This is a genomic window from Clostridium sp. AF34-10BH (assembly GCF_003478095.1).
Classification (GTDB): domain Bacteria; phylum Bacillota; class Clostridia; order Lachnospirales; family Lachnospiraceae; genus Acetatifactor; species Acetatifactor acetigignens.
Genome location: NZ_QUEC01000002.1, coordinates 88,593 through 106,162, shown reverse-complemented (window position 1 = coordinate 106,162; position 17,570 = coordinate 88,593). Strand labels below are relative to the sequence as shown.

Genomic DNA, 17,570 nt, shown 5'->3' with positions numbered 1-17,570 from the left:
AATGAGTAAACCGTTTTTTGAAGTGTTTCCTTCGTTACAGTTGAATACGGACATTCGTGACCTGATGGGGCAGACAGAAGTGGAGAGAGTCTCGGCGACAAAACGCAGAGACTTTCTTCGGGTGTACTTAAAAAGTACCCGCCTGATCCAGAAAGTGGACATCTGGACCACGGAACAGGAGATCAAGAAGCAGCTGTTCCCTCAGGCCAACCTGACAGTGAAAATATACGAAAAGTTCGAATTGTCTTCCCAGTACAATCCGGAAAAGCTGATGGATATTTATAAGGAAAGTATTCTGGAGGAATTCCGGGAGTACAGCCATATCCAGTATAATGCCCTGAAGACGGCGAAAATCGAGTATCCTTCGGAAAATGAAATGCTTTTAACGCTGGAAGATACGGTATTAAATCACAGTATGGAAGGGGAGATCCTGCAGATTCTGGAGAAGATCCTGGTGGAACGTTGCGGATTCTCCGTGAAGATCCATACGGCTTATGTGGAAAAAGAGACCGGGCGTTTCCAGGAGGAAGAGGACGCAAAGATCCGTCTGAAGGTGGATGCCATTTACAGTCGTACGAAAGGCAGAAGAGAAGAAGGAGAGCAGACTGCATCGGCGGAAGGAAGCGGGCAAAGTACAGCACAGGATCCGGAAACCGGCAAGGCTGCAGAGACCGCACAAAAGCCGAAGACCGAGAATGCCGGTGGCGTGACCAAGAGCTTTCAGGGTGGCAGCCGCGGTGAATTCAAGCGTGGAGAATTCAAAAAGGGCGAGTTTCGTAAGGGTGGTAACTTTGAAAAAGGTGCGTTGAAGAGATCAGACAATCCGGATGTCATCTACGGGCGTGATTTCGAAGAAGAGGCCATGAAGATTGAGGAACTCATCGGAGAGATGGGTGAGGTGGTCATCCGCGGTAAGGTACTGTCCGTGGATACCCGTGACATCAAGAACGAGAAGACGATTATTATTTTCAATATCTCTGATTTTACCGATACCATGACCATCAAGATGTTCGTGCGTACCGAGCAGGTGAAGGAAGTGACCGGGGACATCAAGCCGGGAGCTTTCTTAAAGGTCAAGGGAATCTGTATGATGGATAAGTTCGACCACGAGCTGGCCATCGGTTCCATTGCGGGAATCAAGAAGATCCCTGATTTTACCAATACGAGAATGGATACCTCCGCCAGAAAGCGTGTGGAGCTGCACTGTCATACAAAGATGAGTGATATGGACGGTGTCTCCGAGGCCAAGGACATTGTAAAGCGCGCCTACAAATGGGGACATCGGGCCATTGCCATCACGGATCACGGCGTGGTACAGAGTTTTACCGATGCAAACCATGTCTGGGACGACCTGTGGAAAGCGGAAAAAGGCAAGCGGAAAGAAGCCGGAGACGAGAATCCGGACAAGCAGGATTTCTTCAAGATCATTTACGGTGTGGAAGCCTATCTGGTGGATGATCTGAAAGAGATAGTGACGAATGATAAGGGACAGAGTCTGCATGAGGATTATGTGGTATTCGATATCGAGACCACGGGATTTTCCCCGGTCAACAACCGCATTATCGAGATAGGTGCGGTAAAGGTATCCGGTGGAGAGATCGTGGATCGTTTTTCCACCTTTGTCAATCCGGATGTGCCCATTCCCTTCGAGATCGAAAAGCTGACCAGTATCCGGGATGAGGATGTCATGGATTCCCCTCAGATCGACGTGATCCTGCCGCAGTTTCTGCAGTTCTGTGAAGGCTGTATCATGGTGGCTCACAATGCCAGTTTTGATATGAGTTTCATTATGGAGAATTGCAGAAGACTGGGCTATCCGCAGGAGTTTACCTATGTGGATACCGTGGGCATTTCCAGAGTACTTTTGAAGAACCAGTCGAAGCATACGCTGGATGCGGTGGCCAAGACCCTGGGGATTTCCCTGGAGAATCATCACAGAGCCGTGGATGATGCGGAGTGCACGGCCCATATTTTCGTGAAATTTATTAAAATGCTGGAAGAGCAGGATATTCATAATCTGACGGAAGTCAATGCACTGGGAGCTTCCAGTGTGGATGCCGTGAAGAAGATGCCCTCTTACCATGCCATTATTCTGGCGAAAAATGATCTGGGGCGTATCAACCTGTATCGTCTGGTGTCCCAGTCGCATCTGACCTATTTTAACAAACATCCCCGGATTCCCAAGAGTCTGGTGATGAAGTACAGGGAAGGACTGATACTGGGAAGTGCCTGCGAGGCGGGAGAACTGTACCGGGCACTGTTGGACGGACAGTCGGATGCCCAGATTGCCAGACTGGTGAAATTCTATGACTATCTGGAGATCCAGCCCTGCGGCAATAACAAATTCATGATCGCTTCGGAACGTGTGCGGAATGTAAATTCCATTGAGGATATTCAGAATATCAACCGGAAGATCGTGTCCCTGGGAGAACAGTTCCACAAGCCGGTAGTGGCTACCTGTGATGTGCATTTCCTGGATCCAGAGGATGAGGTCTACCGCCGTATCATCATGGCGGGACGAGGATTCGATGATGCGGATGATCAGGCACCATTGTATTTACATACCACGGAAGAGATGCTGGAAGAATTCTCTTATCTGGGAAGTGATAAGGCGGAAGAAATCGTTATTACCAATACCAATATGATTGCAGACATGATCGAGACTATTGCACCGGTGCGCCCGGACAAATGTCCTCCGGTCATTCCCGACAGTGATAAGACACTGACGGAGATCTGTTATAACAGAGCCCATGAAATTTACGGACCAGATCTGCCTCAGATCGTAGAGGCAAGACTGGAGAAGGAATTGAACTCCATTATCAAGAACGGATTTGCCGTAATGTACATCATTGCGCAGAAGCTGGTATGGAAGTCGGTGGAGGATGGATACCTGGTAGGCTCCCGTGGATCCGTAGGAAGCTCCTTTGTGGCGACCATGGCGGGAATCACGGAGGTCAACCCCTTAAGCCCTCATTATTATTGCAGCAAATGCCATTATGTGGACTTTGACAGTGATGAGGTTAAGGCCTATGCCGGTAAGGCTGGAATCGATATGCCGGACAAGGTATGTCCGGTGTGCGGAGAAAAGCTCCATAAAGACGGATTTGATATTCCTTTTGAGACGTTCCTGGGATTCAAGGGAGACAAGGAGCCGGATATCGACCTGAATTTCTCCGGTGAGTACCAGTCCAAGGCTCATAAATATACTGAGGTTATCTTCGGCGCGGGACAGACCTTCCGTGCCGGAACCATTGCAACCCTGGCGGATAAGACGGCCTTCGGTTACGTGAAGAATTATTTTGAAGAACGAGGCATTCACAAGCGGACCAGTGAGATTGACCGTATTGCTTCGGGATGTACCGGAGTACGACGCAGTACCGGTCAGCATCCCGGCGGAATCGTCGTACTGCCCTTAGGACAGGATATCAACTCCTTCACCCCGGTGCAGCATCCCGCAAATGATATGACTACGGATACCATAACCACACACTTTGATTACCATTCCATTGACCATAACCTGTTGAAGCTGGATATTCTGGGACACGATGATCCTACCATGATCCGTATGCTTCAGGACCTGACAGGGAGAGATCCTCTGACGATTCCCTTAGACGGACAGGATGTCATGAGTCTGTTCCAGAATACGGATGCGCTGGGCATTACTCCGGAGCAGATCGGCGGAACAAAGCTGGGGGCATTGGGTATCCCGGAGTTTGGTACCGATTTCGCCATGCAGATGGTTATCGATGCCAAGCCCAAGGCATTTTCCGATCTGGTGCGTATTTCCGGCCTGTCCCACGGTACCAACGTATGGCTGGGAAATGCACAGGATCTGATCATGAGCGGCGTGGCAACGATTTCCACCGCCATCTGTACCCGTGACGATATCATGCTGTATCTGATCCAGATGGGTGTGGAATCGGAGAAGTCCTTCAAGATCATGGAGGCCGTGCGTAAAGGCATGGTGGCGAAGGGCAGATGCGCCATGTGGGAAGAGTGGAAAGAAGACATGCTGGCCCACAATGTACCCCAGTGGTATATTGAATCCTGTCAGAAGATCGAGTACATGTTCCCGAAGGCCCATGCGGCGGCATACGTTATGATGGCATGGCGTATTGCATATTGTAAGATCCATTATCCGTTAGCCTATTACGGAGCGTTTTTCAGTATTCGTGCCAAGGCATTTTCTTATGAAATTATGTGTCAGGGACAGAAGCATTTAGAGAGCGTTATGGTGGATTACAAAAAGCGACAGGATACGCTTTCCAATAAGGAGAAGGATGCCATGGGTGATATGCGTATCGTGCAGGAAATGTATGCACGAGGCTTTGAATTCGAGCCAATTGATATCTTTAGAGCCCAGTCCAGATCCTTCCAGATCGTGGATGGCAAATTAATGCCTTCCTTAAACAGTATCGACGGACTGGGAGAGAAGGCGGCGGATGCCATCGTGGAAGCGGCAAAAGACGGCCCCTTCCTGTCTAAAGATGATTTCCGCCAGAGAACCAAAGTCTCCAAGACCATCATCGACCTGATGGATTCCTTGGGATTATTGGGAGACCTCCCGGAGTCCAATCAGATCAGTATATTTGACCTGGTGTAACAGCTCAGCCATGGGACAGCCGAAACGGGGGCGTGGGTGCTTGCACACAAAGCACCGTTTTGGCTAGCCCATGAGCGGAGCGCCCAATCCATGAAGCAAAAGATGAGCCGCGCAAGCGGCGTCGACTGCGCAGCAGCCGCTTTTGCGAATGGCCGTGGGCCGAGCTGTAGTCCGGCCAGCCGCTTTTATGAATTGGCCGTGGGCTGAGCTGTAGTCCGGCCAGCCGCTTTTGCGAATGGCCGTGGGCTGAGCTGGCCTAAAAATTTTTAAAAAAAGTGCTTGCATTTTTTCGACAACTCGATTATACTATGCAAGTACTGTTTTTGTGGCTGATTGGTCAAGCGGTTAAGACGTCGCCCTCTCACGGCGAAAACAGGGGTTCGATTCCCCTATCAGCTGCTCTTTGAAAATTGTAGAAATTTTTCAAAAAATACTTGCAATTTTCAAAAGAATGTATTATACTGAACAAGGTTCGTAAGTAACCTATGGCTGATTGGTCAAGCGGTTAAGACGTCGCCCTCTCACGGCGAAAACAGGGGTTCGATTCCCCTATCAGCTGCTTATTCTTTAATAGAATAGCCCAACCCTGAAAAGTGTCGGAAAGCATAGAAAATTGCTTTTTGGCTCTTTTTTTATACTGTCTGGGGCTGGGCAAATGAAAAATCTTCTTGCCATTCCCATTTTTTTGTTGTATAGTGGTTCACGATTACTCAAAGCAGGGGAAAATACGGCAAAGAGGCGGGAACCGGATGCCGTAGGTCCGTAGACAGACGGATAGATGGGAGTGCATATGGCAAAATATTTAGTAATTGTAGAGTCACCGGCCAAGGTGAAGACAATCAAAAAGTTTTTGGGAGCAAATTATGAAGTTATGGCCAGCCAGGGGCATGTGAGGGACCTGCCCAAGAGTCAGCTGGGATTTGATCCGGAACATGATTATGAACCGAAATATATTACCATCCGCGGAAAGGGAGACCTTCTTGCTTCTTTGCGCAAAGAAGTAAAAAAGGCAGATAAGATTTATCTCGCAACCGACCCGGACCGTGAAGGAGAAGCTATTTCCTGGCATCTGTATTATGCCTTGAAACTGGAAAGCAAAAAAGTATATCGTATTACCTTCAATGAGATCACCAAGAATGCGGTAAAGGAATCTCTGAAAAACGCCAGAGAGATCGATATGAATCTGGTGGATGCCCAGCAGGCAAGACGTATGCTGGACCGTATGGTGGGCTATCGGATCTCCCCACTTCTGTGGGCAAAGATCAAGAGAGGCTTAAGTGCCGGCCGTGTACAGTCTGTGGCACTCCGTATCATCTGTGACAGAGAGGACGAGATCAACGCATTTATTCCGGAAGAGTATTGGTCTCTGGATGTGAATCTGAAAGTAAAAGGCGAGAAGAAGCCTATTTGTGCAAAATATTACGGTACCACCGAAAAAAAACAGGGAATTACCAGCAAGGAACAGGCAGACAGCATTATGGATTCCCTGAATGGCGCAAAATTCGAAGTAAAAGAAGTGCGTCACGGCGAACGTGTGAAAAAAGCGCCGCTTCCCTTTACGACTTCCACATTGCAGCAGGAAGCCAGCAAGGTATTAAATTTCTCTACCCAGAAGACTATGCGTCTGGCACAGCAGTTATATGAAGGTGTGGATATCAAGGGAGAGGGCACTGTTGGTCTGATCACCTACCTGCGTACCGATTCTACCCGTGTATCCGAAGAGGCGGAGACACAGGCAGCGGAATTTATTGATGTTCATTACGGTGAAAAATACAAGACCGCTGCAGCAACGGAGAAGAAGAACAGCCAGAAGATTCAGGATGCCCACGAAGCTATCCGTCCCACGGATCTGAACCGGATGCCTATTGCTATCAAGGAGCAGCTTCCCAGAGATCTGTTCCGTCTGTATCAGCTGATTTGGAAACGATTTGTGGCAAGCCGCATGAGTGCTGCACAGTATGATACCACTTCTGTGAAGATTCAGGCAAAGGACCAGATTTTTGCTCTGGCAGCTTCCAGAATGCGTTTCGATGGATTCATGAGTGTCTACACCCAGGAAGATGATAAGGAAGAAGAAAATGTGCTCGGCGGTAATCTGGACGAGAACAGCGTGCTGGAATTCCAGAGCTTTGATCCGAAACAGCATTTTACCCAGCCCCCTGCACATTACACCGAAGCCAGTCTGGTGCGTGCCATGGAAGAACTGGGCATCGGACGTCCCAGTACCTATGCGCCTACCATTACCACCATCCTTGCCAGGAGATATATTGCCAAGGAGAACCGCAATCTCTACGTTACGGAACTGGGGGAAGTGGTCAACAATATGATGAAGGAAGCATTCCCCTCCATCGTGGATGTGAATTTCACGGCCAACATGGAAGCTCTGCTGGATGGTGTGGAAGAAGGCACGGTAAAATGGAAGACCATCGTGTCCAATTTCTATCCTGATCTGGATGAAGCAGTAAAAAAAGCGGAGAAGGACCTGGCAGAGGTGACCATTGCGGACGAGGAATCCGATGAGGTCTGTGAACTGTGCGGCAGACGAATGGTGATCAAATACGGACCCCACGGCAGATTCCTGGCATGTCCTGGATTCCCGGAATGCCGTAATACCAAGCCTTATTTTGAAAAGATCGGTGTAGCCTGCCCCAAGTGTGGCAAGGATATTGTCATGAAAAAGACCAAAAAAGGCAGAAAATATTATGGCTGTATCGATAATCCGGAGTGTGATTTCATGGTATGGCAGAAGCCTTCGGGAGAGAAGTGTCCCCGCTGTGGCAAGCTGCTGCTGGAAAAAGGCAACAAACTGGTCTGCATGGACGAACAGTGCGGCTATGTGAAAAATAAACCGACGGAAGAGAAGTAGTTTTATATACTGTCAGAATTTTCTCATAAATTAACGCTATTTTCATTGTAATCTGAAATTACATGTGCTACAATGTGCATAACATCTGGTAGTTTCTTAGTATGTGTAGACGGAGGGAAATAGATGAGTAGCGTACAACTGTTGGACAAAACACGTAAAATCGGGAAATTATTACACAACAATAACTCCAGCAAAGTGGTATTCAGCGACATCTGTAAGGTGATGCGGGAAATTCTGAATTCCAATGTACTGGTGATCAGCCGGAAAGGAAAGGTCCTCGGCGTAGGAAAATCCGACGGAATTGAGTCGATCACAGAACTGCTGGATGACAATATCGGTGGATTTATTGATCCGATGTTAAACGAGAGACTGCTGGGCGTATTATCCACGAAAGAGAACGTCAACCTGGAGACTCTTGGCTTTGAAAATACCGATACGAGAAAATTTCAGGCGATCATCACTCCGATCGAGATTGCCGGAGAGCGTTTGGGAACCCTCTTCATTTACAAATGCAATGAACAGTATGATATTGATGATATTATCCTTTGCGAATATGGTACCACAGTGGTGGGACTGGAAATGTTGCGGGCTGTGAATGAAGAGAGTGCGGAGGAGAGCCGTAAGGTGGCTGTCGTAAAATCTGCAGTCAGCACTCTTTCTTTCTCAGAGATGGAAGCCATCACCCATATTTTCGACGAACTGAACGGCATGGAGGGAATCCTGGTTGCCAGCAAGATCGCTGACAGAGTCGGTATCACCAGATCTGTGATCGTCAATGCCCTGCGGAAGTTCGAAAGTGCCGGTGTGATTGAATCCCGTTCCTCCGGTATGAAAGGAACCTATATTAAAGTTTTGAATGATGCCGTATTCGATGAGATCGAGGAACTGAAGCGTCAGAACGGCAGAAATTAAATGAAAAATGTAAGAATTTGCAAGAATAAGAAAAATTTAGGAAGAAGAGACTATTGCGAAAAATAGTCTTTTTTCTTTATATTTATTCTGTGTGAGTTTATTTTACTATTGTGTTTTTGTCGAAATACTTTATAATAAAATAAAATGGGTATATGGTAGAAAGCGGTTTTTGGGTGCTCTTGTCAGAAGACCGCGGAATGTGAGGTAATATGATACAGACAAACGCATTTGATTATATCAATGTTCTGGACCGGGCAGCGGACGCAGCCTGGCAGCGGAACGAAGCCATTTCCAATAATATCGCCAATGTGGATACTCCGGGCTACAAGAGGCAGGATGTGGCTTTCGAATCGGTATTGCAGCAGGCTCTTGGCAATAACAGATATGAGTCCATGGATGATAAGGTGGCCAATGTGGATCTGAGCCGACTGCGGGGCAGGGCTTACTTGGACTATGCCAATTATTCCTATCGCCTGGATGGCAATAACGTGGATATTGAAAATGAAAATGTAATGCTGGCGGAGAACCAGCTGAAATACCAGGGACTGATCAGCAGCATTAATCAGGAATTTACTAATTTAAAGACAGTGATGAAGTGAGGAATTAGCGTATGAGTATGTTTTCAGCATTTGATGTTACGGCATCGGGACTTACTGCCCAGAGACTTCGTATGGACGTGATCTCCGAAAACGTTGCCAATGCCAATACTACAAGAACCGAGGATGGCACCCCCTATCGCCGCAAGATCGTTACTTTCCAGCAGAAGGGGCAGCAGCAGACTTTCAGTCAGGTGCTGCACAATGTGAGTAGCAGTTATACCGGCAGCGGCGTGAAGGTAAGCCAGATCTTTGAAGATACTACTACGGAGATGAATATGGTATACGATCCTTCCCATCCCGATGCGGATGAGAACGGCTATGTGACATATCCGAATGTAAATATTGTTCAGGAAATGACGGATCTGATCGATGCCAGCAGATCCTATGAAGCCAATTCCACGGCATTTGGCGCCAGCAAGTCCATGGCATTAAAAGGACTGGAGATCGGTCAGTAAGCTGACGGGTCTTTATTACCGGGCTCCGGATAGCGGCGCCGGAATATATGTGAGGAAGGACATGGTTTATTAAAATGGATATTTCAGCAATTACAGCTTTGAACAGTGTAAACGGTACTGCCACAGTATCTCCCACTTCTCTGACCGGAATGCTGGCGGAGAAGGAGAAAAAGGCAGAAGGCACTATGTTCGAAACTTTTCTGAATACAGCAATCGACAATGTGAAGATCACCAACAGTTATCTCTCGGATGCCGAGAATGAGAAGATACGATTTGCATTGGGTGAGACCGACAACACCCACGACCTTACTATTGCTATGGATAAGGCTTCGACTGCATTGCAGTATACCGTAGCCATCCGCGATAAGGTGATGGAAGCATACAAGGAACTGATGCAGATCCAGATCTAAAGAAGTATTTTTATTCTTGACGTAAGAGGAGAGAGCTGCAATGGCAGACAAATTAAAAGAAATACCTGCAAAAATACTGGAATGGTGGAACAAATTCACCACCAGGCAGAAGAGCATCATCGTTGGAGCGGCGGCGGTTGTGATATTTGCATTTGCAATCATCATGTACGTTATGAGTAAGCCCCAGTATGTACGGCTGATCACCTGTGAGACAACATCACAGGCTTCGGAGATCATAGATACTCTGGACAGTGCGGGAATTGCACATAAAGAATCCAATGACGGACTGAAGATCGATGTAGAGAGCAGCCAACAGAGTGCGGCAAACCTGGCACTGGGTTCCGCAGGATATGTACCGGATGCGTTAGATTTGAATGATTATCTGGGCGGTAGTATGTCTACGACCGCCACTGACAAAGAGAGACTTTACAATTCCTATCTGGAAAAATACATAACACAGACGATAGAAGCACAGAGCGCAGTAAAATCCGCCAAGGTACATCTGAGTTTCCCGAAAGATAACGGAACTCTGGCAGCACAGAAGGAAGAGGCGTCTGCCTTCATCCAACTGGAACTGGACGGCACCTTTACCTCCGCCAATGCTGCGGCACTGGCAAAATGTGTGGCTACCTGGCTGCGCAACGATACTACGGCGAATATCACTATTATGGATACAGATTCCAACCTGCTGTTTGCAGGTGGAGATGATTATTCTACCGCAGGAATCGCTAATTCTATGCAGGAGCTGCAGAATCAGGCGGAATCCATGATCGCCAATCAGGTCAAGAAGGTACTGCTGGGAACAAAACAGTATAATGATGCGGCCGTTACCAGCCACCTGAGCATGGATTTCTCTGATTATAAGGAGACCGTAAAAGAGTATTATGCAAACTCCGGCAGAGATGAAGGTATGCTTTCCCATGAGGAGACTTATGAGAGCGAGAATACCAATGACGGCGGCGGTGTACCGGGGACAACTTCCAACGGGGAGAGCGGAAATACTACCTATGTATCTCCGGACAGCAGCAACAGTTCTTCCTCTACTTCCGAAACCAGCCGGGATTATCTGCCGAATGAGTCTATTAAGGATACTGTGACACCGGCAGGAGGAATCAACTACACTAATTCCTCCATATCTATTGCAGCAATTACTTATAAAGAAATTCATTATGAGGATGTAAAACGACAGGGGCTTCTGGATGGCACTACCTGGGATGAATACAAATCCCAGAACAGCGCAGATACCAAGATGACAGTTGATCAGGATATGTACAGCCTGGTAGCCAATGCCACCGGTATCAATGAGAGTAATATTACGATTATTGCTTACGAAAGTCCTATTTTTTACGATAAGGAAAGCAGCCCGGTTACGGCACAGAATGTGTTGAGCGTGCTTATGCTGCTGTTGATCCTGGGACTGTTGGCATTTGTGATATTGCACAGCATGCGTACCAGACAGGCGGTACAGCAGGAGGAAGAGGTATCTGTGGAGAATATGCTGCAGTCTACCCCTGAAGCAGAGCTGGAAGATATTGATGTGGAATCTAAGTCTGAGACACGTAAGATGATTGAAAAATTCGTAGATGAGAATCCGGAATCCGCAGCGGCATTGTTGCGTAACTGGCTGAACGAGGACTGGAACTAAGAAACGGAGTAACTATGGCAAGGACAAAAGCAGAAGGTGGAATATCGGGACTGCAGAAAGCTGCAATCCTCCTGATCTCTCTGGGACCGGAGAGATCCGCCGGAATTTTTAAACACTTAAAAGAAGAAGAAATCGAAGAACTGACCCTGGAAATCGCCAATACCAGAAGTGTGACTCCTCAGGTCAAAGAAGAAGTGATCAACGAATTTTACGAAGTGTGTCTGGCACAGCAGTATATTGCCGAGGGTGGTATCAACTACGCAAAGGAACTGCTGGAAAAGGCACTGGGTTCCGACAAGGCTATGGATGTCATCGGCAAGCTGACTGCATCTTTACAGGTAAAGCCCTTCGAGTTTGTGCGTAAGACGGATGCCAGCCAGCTGATCAACTTCATTCAGGACGAGCATCCGCAGACCATTGCTCTGATTCTGTCTTATCTGTCACCCAGCCAGGCGGCGTTGATCATTTCCGCATTGCCACCCGACAGCCAGGCAGAGGTAGCCAGACGTATTGCAGTCATGGATCGTACCAGTCCGGATGTCATCAAGGAAGTGGAAAAAGTACTGGAGTCCAAGCTGGCAAGTCTGGTGAATCAGGACTACACCATTATCGGTGGTGTGGATGCAGTGGTGGATATCCTGAATACTGTAGACCGTGGTACCGAGAAACATATCATGGAGACTCTGGAGATCGAAGAGCCCGAACTGGCAGACGAGATCCGAAAAAAGATGTTCGTTTTCGAGGACATATTGCTCCTGGACGACAAGGCAATTCAGCGTGTGCTGCGTGACGTGGACAACAACGATCTGGCAGTGGCACTGAAGGGTGCCAACGAGCAGGTACAGAATGCTATCTTCAACAACCTGTCCAAACGTCTGGTTGTTATGATCAAGGAAGATATGGAATTCATGGGTCCTGTTCGTATGAAGGATGTAGAAGAAGCACAGCAGAAGATCGTCAATATTATCCGTAAGCTGGAGGATTCCGGAGAGATCATCATTTCCAGAGGTGGAGGTGACGAGATCGTTGTCTAGTAATCTTTTAAAACGGGGATTTACACAGCTTGTGGAAGAAGATGCCCGGGTGATCAATACCAACGATCTGGTAGCGAAAAGGATCCGGGAACTGGCTGCCAAAATGCAGCAGGACGAAGGAACCGGATTTATCTCCGGACTGGCGGCAGATAAAGTAGAGGCACTGGTGACGGACACCGGGGATGGCGAAGAAAATCCGCAGACTTCCGGCAATGTGATCAAGGCCGGAGAAGACCTGCAGAAATTAAAAGAGGAAGCCGAAGCAGAGGCTCAGAAGATCATAGAGGATGCCAAAGCAAAGGCTGAGAGCATTCTGGCGGATGCCAGAGCACAGGCAGAAGCACAGAAAGCAGACGCACTGGAGCAGGCCAGAAGGCAGGGACAGCAGGAAGCGAAAGCGGAGGCTGAACGCGCAGAGGCCCAGAGAGCAGCGGAATATCAGAAAAAAGCTGCCGGACTGGATGCGGAATATCAGAAGAGAATGGATGAACTGGAGCCCCAGTTCGTAGATACCATTACGGGTATTTACGAGCATATTTTTGATGTGGATCTGCATTCTTACAGAGAAGTGCTCTGCTATCTGATTTCTGCTACCATGAGAAAAACAGAGGACAACCGGAGCTTTCTCGTACATGTTTCCAAAGAAGATTATCCCTATGTCAGCATGCAGAAAAAGCAGATCATGGCAGGGGCAACTGCACCGAACAGTACGGTGGAGATCGTTGAGGACATGACCCTGGGCAAAGGTGAGTGCATGATCGAGACCGAAAGCGGCATTTTTGATTGTGGACTGGGGACTCAACTGTCGGAACTGCGTCAGAAACTAAAATTATTATCCTACGAAGGCTGATAAATGGTCATTAAGAACATTGATTTTGAAAAATATAATAAAATGGCAGAAAAGAGCTTTTACCGTAAGCTGGGGAAAGTGGTCAATGTGGTAGGTCTGACCATAGAGTCCGCCGGACCGGATTCCAAACTGGGGGATCTGTGCCGGATCCTTCCGGATGCGGAAGGGGCAAGGCCCATCATGGCAGAAGTGGTAGGCTTCCGTGACAAGAAGACACTGCTTATGCCCTATGATTCCGTAGATGGTATCGGATTGGGATGTGTGGTGGAAAATACCGGAGATCCCCTGAAGGTCACGGTAAACGACAAACTGCTGGGCAAGACGGTGAACGGACTGGGCGTGCCTATTGACGGCGAAATGATCAATGGAGCCGCCTATCCGGTAGAGGCAGCACCTCCCGATCCTATGTCCAGAACTATTATCGATCAGGTACTGCCGTTGGGAGTCAAGGCGGTAGACGGCATGATCACGGTAGGAAAAGGTCAGAGAATTGGTATCTTTGCCGGCTCTGGTGTGGGCAAATCCACCCTGATGGGTATGTTCGCCCGCAATACCAAAGCGGATATCAATGTCATAGCACTGATCGGCGAGCGAGGCAGAGAGGTACGGGAATTTATTGAGAGAGATCTGGGTGAAGAAGGTATGCGCAGATCTGTTGTGGTTGTGGCAACCTCCGACCGGCCGGCTCTGGAGCGTAACAAGGCGGCCAAGACAGCTACCGCTATCGCGGAATATTTCAGAGATCAGGGCAAGGATGTCCTGCTGATGATGGACTCCCTGACCCGTTTTTCCATGGCCCAGCGGGAGATTGGACTGGCCAGCGGAGAACCGCCGGTGACCAGAGGATATCCTCCCAGTGTGTACTCGGAGATGCCGAAGCTGTTAGAGAGAGCCGGAAGAGCCGCAGTAGGCTCTATTACCGGATTGTATACAGTTCTGGTAGACGGCGATGATTTTAACGAGCCCATTACAGATACCGCCCGAAGCATTCTGGACGGTCATATTATGTTGGACAGAAAGCTGGGACATAAGAACCATTACCCGGCTATCGATATTTTGCAGAGCATTTCCCGATGCATGAGCCAGATCGCCACCAGGGAACACAAACAGGCAGCCAACAAGCTGAAAAATGTACTGGCAACCTATAATGAGGCGGAGGATCTGATCAATATCGGTGCATACAAAAAGGGCAGCAACCCGAATATTGATTATGCAATCTCCAGAATCGATGCTGTGAACGGCTTCCTATGCCAGGGTACGGATGAAAAATTTACCTTTGAAGAGACCGTACAGATGCTGGAAGAGCTGTTCGCAGATCAGGGGTGAGATAAATGGCGAGATTCAGATATTCTCTGCAAAACATCCTGAATATCAAAGAAAAAATGGAAACACAGGCGAAACAGGAATTCGGAACGGCGCAGGCGGCTCTGAATGTGGAAACAGAACATCTGGAGCGCTTGAAAGAACGCAGAAGAGAGTATGAAGAGCAATCTGCGGGGCTGTTAAAAGGAAAGCTGGATCTGCGGGCCATTGAAGAGAACAAGGAAGCACTTTTGAAAATGGACAGCATTGTGGCAACGCAGGCAATCCGGGTGGAAAAAGCAAAGGAAAATGTGGAAGCTGCCAGAGAACGGATGGCAGAGGCCATGAAGGAAAGAAAGATGCATGAGACACTGCGGGAGAAGGCATTTGAGGCTTTTCTGCAGGAAGAAAACCATGCGGAAAGTAAAGCAATTGATGAACTGACCAGTTACACCTACGGACAGAAGAACCGCTAGAACGGGGATGCGGGGCGAAAAGCCGGCAGGTGATGGAAAGGCATGAGGTTTAGTATGGCAAGAGAAAAAACTCCGGAAGAAAACGCAGCGGATAACGAGAGAAAACAGCTGGTGGAAGAGAAAAAAAATTTAAAGAAAGAACAGCAGGCCCAGCGAAAAGAAGCAAAGCGCCGGGCAAGGGAAATTGCCAAACAGGAAGATGAACTGGAGGACGGGAATGAGGGGAACAGCCTTTTGACCTTCGGGGCCACGATCCTGATCGTGGCATTGTGGCTTGCTGTGATCTGTGTAATCATCAAGCTGGATATCGGCGGCTTTGGAAGCTCGGTAGTAACACCGATCTTAAAGGATGTTCCGGTACTTAACCGGATTCTTCCCGGCAACTCTGTGACTGAGACAACGAATTCCGGTGCTTACGGCGGCTATACCAGCTTACAGGATGCGGTGGATCAGATCAAGAGTCTGGAACTACAGCTGGAGCAGATACAGAATGCATCTTCCGCCAAGGACGAAGAACTGGATCAGCTGAAAGCCGAAGTTCTCAGGCTGAAGGAATTCGAAAATCAGCAGGTGGAATTCCAACGGATTCAGAAGGAATTCTATGACGAGGTCGTTTATTCCGATAAGGGACCCGGAGCGGAAGAATATAAGAAATATTATGAGTCCATGGATCCGGCCACTGCGGAATATATTTACAAACAGGTAGTGACTCAGCTGCAGGAGAGTCAGGAAGTGCAGGATTATGCGGCCGCTTATTCAGCCATGAAGCCGAAGCAGGCAGCGGCAATTTTTGAACAGATGACGAACAATCTGGATCTGGCAGCCAGAATTCTGAAGGTCATGAGTGCGGATGACAGAGGTGCCATCCTGGGAGCTATGAATTCAGAAGTAGCGGCAAAGATTACTAAAATTATGGATCCGGAATCTTAAGAAAAAGCAGAAAAGATCCGATACATGATTTGTAGTATAATTACAGGTCATAGACCGTCATAAGGTGGTAAAAGGGGCCTGGGAAAGGAGGAGTTATGGCAGGAACGACAATTAAAGGTGTCGGTAACAGCGGCAATGTGCAGATACCGGATATGGTCACAGCAGCGAAGCAGAATGCGGGAACCAGCTTCCAGGCGGTATGGAATAAGACCCAGAGCAATGCCCAGACAACTAATGCAGCCGACGGGGACCGCACCCAGGCGGGACGGAACGATGTCAGACGTGGTGAATCTTTGAGAGCCGGCGGCAGACAACGCGACAATGTAGCGGATGTCTCTGATGGAAACAAGACGATGGAAGATGACAGCCTGGATGCAAAGGATCTGGAGAAAGTTCAGGAAGTTGTGGGAACGGTGGTACAGAACCTGATCCAACAGATCACGGATACATTTTCCGTCAGTGAAGAAGAACTGCAGGCCACCATGGAAGATCTGGGAATGACAGAAGTGGATCTGACAGATCCCGGGAAACTGAATGAATTGCTGATGGCAGTCAGCGGAGCACAGGATTCGTTCGCATTACTGACGGATGAGAATCTGTACAATGATGTAAAAGGAATTATGGATCTGCAGAAGGAACTGACAGGGCAGGCGCAGGAAGAGTTACAGCTATCTCCTGAAAAATGGCAGGAAGCGGTAACACAGATCACACAGGAAACTGTGGCGGAACCGGTGATCACCGTGGAAACAGATAAAACAGAGAATGTGGCCGTTACTACGGAAGAATCTACTGTGGATACCACAGAAGCAACCGTGACACAGGTACCTGACAGCGGGGAAAAAGTTCCCGTACAGAACGCACAGGAGAACAAGACCGAAGATTCCGGCAGCAGACAGGAACACAACGACGGTGGACAGCATGGCAATCTGTTATTACAGAATCTGAAGGAAGACAATTTCCTGGCACAGTTACAGCAGACGGCACAGACAGAAGAAGCAAGAACCGCAGATACGCAGGACATTATGCGTCAGATCATGGATTATATGAAAGTATCCGTCAAGGCGGACAGCTCTGAACTGGAAATGCAGCTTCATCCCCAGAGCCTGGGAACTCTGCATATACAGATGGCATCCAGAAACGGTGTGGTTACGGCCAATTTCATTGCACAGAATGAAACAGTCAAGGCAGCACTGGAAAGTCAGATGGTACAGCTGAAGGAAAACTTTGCAGAGCAGGGTGTCAAGGTAGAAGCTATTGAAGTTACCGTTCAGACCCACCAGTTCGAACAGAATCTGGAGCAGGGAAGAGGCAATAACAGTAATACGGCAAATGAAACGGGTGCAGGTAGAAAGCGTACCCGCAGGATCAATCTGAACGCAGCATTTGCAGAAGAAGAGCCTCAGACCGAAGAAGACCGGATCGCAGCAGATATGATGTCGGCGAACGGCAATACGGTGGATTTTACCGCATAATAAATAACGAAAGGAG

Annotated in this window: 13 protein-coding genes and 2 tRNA genes; all 15 read left to right on the top strand. The window is 48.2% G+C overall.

Features of this window, described 5'->3' with window-relative positions:
• The first annotated feature begins 1 nt into the window (after position 1).
• Complete coding sequence (locus DWZ61_RS02440; RefSeq protein WP_118537290.1) at positions 2 to 4,603, top strand: PolC-type DNA polymerase III; 4,602 nt, start codon at positions 2 to 4, stop codon at positions 4,601 to 4,603.
• 327 nt (positions 4,604 to 4,930) lie between these two features.
• Positions 4,931 to 5,002, top strand: a tRNA-Glu gene (locus DWZ61_RS02435).
• 88 nt (positions 5,003 to 5,090) lie between these two features.
• Positions 5,091 to 5,162, top strand: a tRNA-Glu gene (locus DWZ61_RS02430).
• Positions 5,163 to 5,393: 231 nt separating this feature from the next.
• Positions 5,394 to 7,469 carry a type I DNA topoisomerase gene (gene topA, locus DWZ61_RS02425; RefSeq protein ID WP_118537360.1) on the top strand — a complete coding sequence of 692 codons (2,076 nt, stop codon included), beginning with the start codon at positions 5,394 to 5,396 and terminating at the stop codon, positions 7,467 to 7,469.
• Between the two features lie 123 nt (positions 7,470 to 7,592).
• Entirely contained in the window at positions 7,593 to 8,381 is a 789-nt protein-coding gene (gene codY / locus DWZ61_RS02420) for a GTP-sensing pleiotropic transcriptional regulator CodY (protein WP_118537289.1), read from the top strand.
• A gap of 209 nt (positions 8,382 to 8,590) precedes the next feature.
• Positions 8,591 to 8,980, top strand: a complete 390-nt coding sequence (gene flgB, locus DWZ61_RS02415) for a flagellar basal body rod protein FlgB (protein WP_118502512.1) — start codon at positions 8,591 to 8,593, stop codon at positions 8,978 to 8,980.
• An 11-nt stretch (positions 8,981 to 8,991) separates the two neighbouring features.
• The gene (gene flgC / locus DWZ61_RS02410; RefSeq protein ID WP_022311838.1) at positions 8,992 to 9,435 is read left to right on the top strand and encodes a flagellar basal body rod protein FlgC; all 444 of its coding nucleotides are present in this window, start codon (positions 8,992 to 8,994) and stop codon (positions 9,433 to 9,435) included.
• Positions 9,436 to 9,509: 74 nt separating this feature from the next.
• Complete coding sequence (fliE, locus tag DWZ61_RS02405) at positions 9,510 to 9,845, top strand: flagellar hook-basal body complex protein FliE (protein ID WP_117464782.1); 336 nt, start codon at positions 9,510 to 9,512, stop codon at positions 9,843 to 9,845.
• 40 nt (positions 9,846 to 9,885) lie between these two features.
• Positions 9,886 to 11,490 carry a flagellar M-ring protein FliF C-terminal domain-containing protein gene (locus tag DWZ61_RS02400; RefSeq protein WP_022311836.1) on the top strand — a complete coding sequence of 535 codons (1,605 nt, stop codon included), beginning with the start codon at positions 9,886 to 9,888 and terminating at the stop codon, positions 11,488 to 11,490.
• A 14-nt stretch (positions 11,491 to 11,504) separates the two neighbouring features.
• On the top strand, positions 11,505 to 12,524 hold the full coding sequence (fliG, locus tag DWZ61_RS02395; protein WP_022311835.1) for a flagellar motor switch protein FliG: 1,020 nt from the start codon (positions 11,505 to 11,507) through the stop codon (positions 12,522 to 12,524).
• A complete protein-coding gene (locus DWZ61_RS02390) occupies positions 12,517 to 13,374 on the top strand; it encodes a FliH/SctL family protein (protein WP_118537288.1) in 858 nt (285 codons plus the stop codon). The genes fliG and DWZ61_RS02390 overlap by 8 nt, the downstream gene beginning before the upstream one ends.
• A 42-nt stretch (positions 13,375 to 13,416) precedes the next feature.
• A complete protein-coding gene (gene fliI / locus DWZ61_RS02385; protein WP_347475406.1) occupies positions 13,417 to 14,700 on the top strand; it encodes a flagellar protein export ATPase FliI in 1,284 nt (427 codons plus the stop codon).
• Between the two features lie 5 nt (positions 14,701 to 14,705).
• On the top strand, positions 14,706 to 15,152 hold the full coding sequence (fliJ, locus tag DWZ61_RS02380; protein WP_117464786.1) for a flagellar export protein FliJ: 447 nt from the start codon (positions 14,706 to 14,708) through the stop codon (positions 15,150 to 15,152).
• A gap of 54 nt (positions 15,153 to 15,206) precedes the next feature.
• Entirely contained in the window at positions 15,207 to 16,082 is an 876-nt protein-coding gene (locus tag DWZ61_RS02375) for a hypothetical protein (protein WP_022311831.1), read from the top strand.
• Positions 16,083 to 16,177: 95 nt separating this feature from the next.
• The gene (locus tag DWZ61_RS02370; RefSeq protein ID WP_022311830.1) at positions 16,178 to 17,554 is read left to right on the top strand and encodes a flagellar hook-length control protein FliK; all 1,377 of its coding nucleotides are present in this window, start codon (positions 16,178 to 16,180) and stop codon (positions 17,552 to 17,554) included.
• Positions 17,555 to 17,570: the final 16 nt, after the last annotated feature.

Bases quoted from the DNA above. Each gene is read 5' to 3' on its own strand.
- fliG (WP_022311835.1), top strand. From the start codon at position 11,505: ATGGCAAGGACAAAAGCAGAAGGTGGAATATCGGGACTGCAGAAAGCT.
- fliJ (WP_117464786.1), top strand. From the start codon at position 14,706: ATGGCGAGATTCAGATATTCTCTGCAAAACATCCTGAATATCAAAGAA.
- fliE (WP_117464782.1), top strand. From the start codon at position 9,510: ATGGATATTTCAGCAATTACAGCTTTGAACAGTGTAAACGGTACTGCC.
- DWZ61_RS02375 (WP_022311831.1), top strand. From the start codon at position 15,207: ATGGCAAGAGAAAAAACTCCGGAAGAAAACGCAGCGGATAACGAGAGA.
- fliI (WP_347475406.1), top strand. From the start codon at position 13,417: ATGGCAGAAAAGAGCTTTTACCGTAAGCTGGGGAAAGTGGTCAATGTG.
- topA (WP_118537360.1), top strand. From the start codon at position 5,394: ATGGCAAAATATTTAGTAATTGTAGAGTCACCGGCCAAGGTGAAGACA.
- flgB (WP_118502512.1), top strand. From the start codon at position 8,591: ATGATACAGACAAACGCATTTGATTATATCAATGTTCTGGACCGGGCA.
- DWZ61_RS02440 (WP_118537290.1), top strand. From the start codon at position 2: ATGAGTAAACCGTTTTTTGAAGTGTTTCCTTCGTTACAGTTGAATACG.
- flgC (WP_022311838.1), top strand. From the start codon at position 8,992: ATGAGTATGTTTTCAGCATTTGATGTTACGGCATCGGGACTTACTGCC.
- DWZ61_RS02370 (WP_022311830.1), top strand. From the start codon at position 16,178: ATGGCAGGAACGACAATTAAAGGTGTCGGTAACAGCGGCAATGTGCAG.
- DWZ61_RS02400 (WP_022311836.1), top strand. From the start codon at position 9,886: ATGGCAGACAAATTAAAAGAAATACCTGCAAAAATACTGGAATGGTGG.
- codY (WP_118537289.1), top strand. From the start codon at position 7,593: ATGAGTAGCGTACAACTGTTGGACAAAACACGTAAAATCGGGAAATTA.